The sequence below is a fragment of the Paracoccus sp. 228 genome (assembly GCF_000967825.1).
GTDB lineage: Bacteria > Pseudomonadota > Alphaproteobacteria > Rhodobacterales > Rhodobacteraceae > Paracoccus > Paracoccus marcusii.
Genome location: NZ_JYGY01000020.1, coordinates 1 through 2,692, shown reverse-complemented (window position 1 = coordinate 2,692; position 2,692 = coordinate 1). Strand labels below are relative to the sequence as shown.

The window sequence follows — 2,692 nt, the reverse complement described above, 5'->3', positions numbered from 1 at the left end:
CGATACAAGGGCAGATGGTCGGCGTATTTGGAGACCAGAACATGCGCCAGCAGGCCGGGGCCGGGACGACCGCGCTCGATCGGGCGGGATGGCAAGGCGGCCTGAGTGAAGGCTTCACAGCCGGAACAGGCCAAGCGCGGGCGGACAATCCGGTTCACGATGAACCGGCCGGGCACATACTCCAGCTCTTCGGTCACGTCCTCGCCCAAGCGGCGCAGCGTCCCACCGCAGTGGGCGCAGCCATCGTCGCCGGTGCTCAGCTCGATCTCCTGACGCGGAATGTGATCGGGGATGGGACGACGCTTCGGCTTGTCCTTCTCCTCCTCGTCCGGCAGGCGCAGCTTCGCGGTCATCTTGGCGACGGAGATCTCGCTGGCTTCCAGAGCCAGCTGAAGCTGCTCGATCGTCTCCGACGAGGGGCCGAACCTGTGGCTGCGGTGACCGGCGAGCTGGTGGCGCAGCTTCTCGATCAGCATCGCCTGCGACTTCACTTCGGCCAGCAGAAGCGCCGTGAACCGCCGCAGTTCCTCAGGGTCTTCGGGTAGAGATTTGGCCACGTCCAGCATGACCAATCATAACAAAACAAGGGTGAGACAGGAATCCCGAACGTGCTGTCGCGCGCGGTTTATCCCGCCTTGAGCGGCGTCCAACTGCGCTGCGGCAGACGCCAGTCGATACCCTCCAGCAGCATCGCCAACTGAGCCGGCGTCAGCGCGATCTTGCCCTCCTTCGCCGACGGCCACACGAACCGGCCCTTCTCCAGACGCTTCGAGAACAGGCATGCGCCCTGGCCGTCCCACCAGATGATCTTGATCAGATCACCGCGCCGACCGCGGAACACGAACATGTGCCCGGCGAACGGATCCTGCTTCAGCACCGTCTCTGCCTGGGCCGCAAGCGTGGTGAACCCGCGCCGCATGTCCGTCACGCCTGCCGCCAGCCATACGCGGGTGTTGGCCGGGACTGGAATCATCCAGACAGGCCTCGGATCAGCCGAACCAGCGCTTCAGGATCGTAGGTCCCGCTGATCCGCAGCCTGTGACCGCATGCGAGGTCAATCTCGATCATCCCTGCCGCAGGTGTGGGATCGGCGGCGGCTTCGCTATCGTCGTGCATGGGCCGATCGACGATCTCGACGGGAAGGAAACACGCCGCATCCGGCTCCGCCGGGGGAGCAGGCGCATAGCGCGGGTCGCGCAACCACTTGAAGATCACGTTGGCATTCATCGCATAGCGCTGCGCCACCCGCGCCACGGACACGCCCGCTGCCGTCGTCTGCAAACAGATCGACCGCTTCTCCTCATCCGTCCAAAGCCGCTTCGTCCGACGCGCCATCACGAACCCATAGTGTCCACTATCCCATGGTGGACACTATCGATCACCCTCTACGCGCGGCAGAGCAGCGACGCCGGACGCTTACGTTTTAAGGGAAAGTGTCGGGGCCAGCGCAAAACCGCTGGTTGATCTGGAATGCACCGGAAAAACCATGCCGTATTTCATGCCCTGCTCTAGGAGTTCCCGTCTCCAAACATGATTCGAGGCGCATGATGGCGTCTTCATCCACCGTGAATTGCCCCGCAACGGTGCGCAGCCCGCGGTCCATGGTGCAAATCGGTCCGATGGCTTTGGGGCGGCAGCCGACCCGTGAGAGAACGCGCCCCACCTGCAGGTCGTAGACCCCAAGTAGCGTGTGTATCCCTTGTCCCCACATCGCTCGGAACAGGCTTGACAGTAGAATCTGTGTCACCTCGCGTCTTCCCGATGGTCCAAGATGGCGCGCACCCTCGCGGTCTACGCAGAGGCGGGAAATCTCCATGATGCATGGATCGCTCGGCGCCGTTGCTCCGCCCAAGAGCTGCGGGAAAACATCACGCAACATATAGGGTCCGGTGGTCGGCAGGATCCGCAGCGAGCCGATGAGCGTACTGCGATCAACAACGCATAGGTAGAGCGGGTTAAGGGCATCGAACCGGTCGGTCTCATAATCTCCGCGGCAGCATACGCGCCACTGTCGGCGCTCGGAGAAGGCGCGCTTGCGTAGGCGGAACATCGGGCCCTTAAAAGGCGCTTCGCTACTCCCCCGGAACAGCACGGATTGCATAGCGCTCTCCCGAAGCGGATTCCGTTTCCGACACTAGCGTTCCGTCGCAGATGCGAAAGGCTTGGTCGGCAGCGGCACGCAGGGTCTTGTCATGGGTAATGACTAGAACCGGCACACTATGTGCGATGTCCCGCAGCGTAGCAATAACAGTCTGAGCGGTGTCACGGTCAAGCTCGGAGGTGGGCTCGTCGACAATGATGAAGCGTGCGTTGTGGTAGAGCAGCCGCGCAAAACCGATGCGCTTGCGCTGCCCGCCCGAGATGCTGCGCCCGCTCTCCCCGAGGGGGCGATCACTTAAATTCGTGATTTCTGCCTTTGTGAAGCCGGCGCGCAACAGGCTGTGCCGCAGCCTATTAGTATCCACCTCAGCGGCGAGTGCCACGTTCTGAGCCAGTGGCATGTCGAACATCTCGACAGATTGATTCACCAGATATATATCCGCGCTTGGTATCGGGCTGAGGATGAGCCCCTCGTGCTCACGCAAGCCTGCAAGGGTTTTGGCGAGCAGCGATTTTCCGGTACCGGAGCCTCCCATCAGAGCGGTGAGACCGCGCATGGGAATCTCGGCATCCTCAATTTCCAGCAGCACCC

The 2,692-nt window shown here is 62.3% G+C and carries 5 protein-coding genes; all 5 read right to left on the bottom strand.

All coding sequences use genetic code 11. From position 1 onward, the window contains the following. Positions 1-566: IS66 family transposase zinc-finger binding domain-containing protein (locus tag SY26_RS19585; RefSeq protein WP_046001962.1), on the bottom strand; the 566-nt coding region annotated here is incomplete at its 3' end. 59 nt (positions 567-625) lie between these two features. Further along, entirely contained in the window at positions 626-973 is a 348-nt protein-coding gene (gene tnpB / locus SY26_RS19580) for an IS66 family insertion sequence element accessory protein TnpB (protein ID WP_037211650.1), read from the bottom strand. After that, the gene (locus tag SY26_RS19575) at positions 970-1,335 is read right to left on the bottom strand and encodes a transposase (protein WP_046001961.1); all 366 of its coding nucleotides are present in this window, start codon (positions 1,333-1,335) and stop codon (positions 970-972) included. Before SY26_RS19575 ends, tnpB begins: the two co-directional genes overlap by 4 nt. A gap of 88 nt (positions 1,336-1,423) precedes the next feature. Continuing rightward, a complete protein-coding gene (locus SY26_RS19570; protein ID WP_084693984.1) occupies positions 1,424-2,101 on the bottom strand; it encodes an acyl-homoserine-lactone synthase in 678 nt (225 codons plus the stop codon). Beyond that, a partial coding sequence (locus tag SY26_RS19565; protein WP_046001960.1) for an ATP-binding cassette domain-containing protein occupies positions 2,073-2,692 on the bottom strand: 620 nt, incomplete at its 5' end. The genes SY26_RS19570 and SY26_RS19565, both read right to left, overlap by 29 nt.

Coding starts and splice junctions, on each gene's coding strand:
- tnpB (WP_037211650.1), bottom strand. CDS start 973: ATGATTCCAGTCCCGGCCAACACCCGCGTATGGCTGGCGGCAGGCGTG.
- SY26_RS19575 (WP_046001961.1), bottom strand. CDS start 1,335: ATGGCGCGTCGGACGAAGCGGCTTTGGACGGATGAGGAGAAGCGGTCG.
- SY26_RS19570 (WP_084693984.1), bottom strand. CDS start 2,101: ATGCAATCCGTGCTGTTCCGGGGGAGTAGCGAAGCGCCTTTTAAGGGC.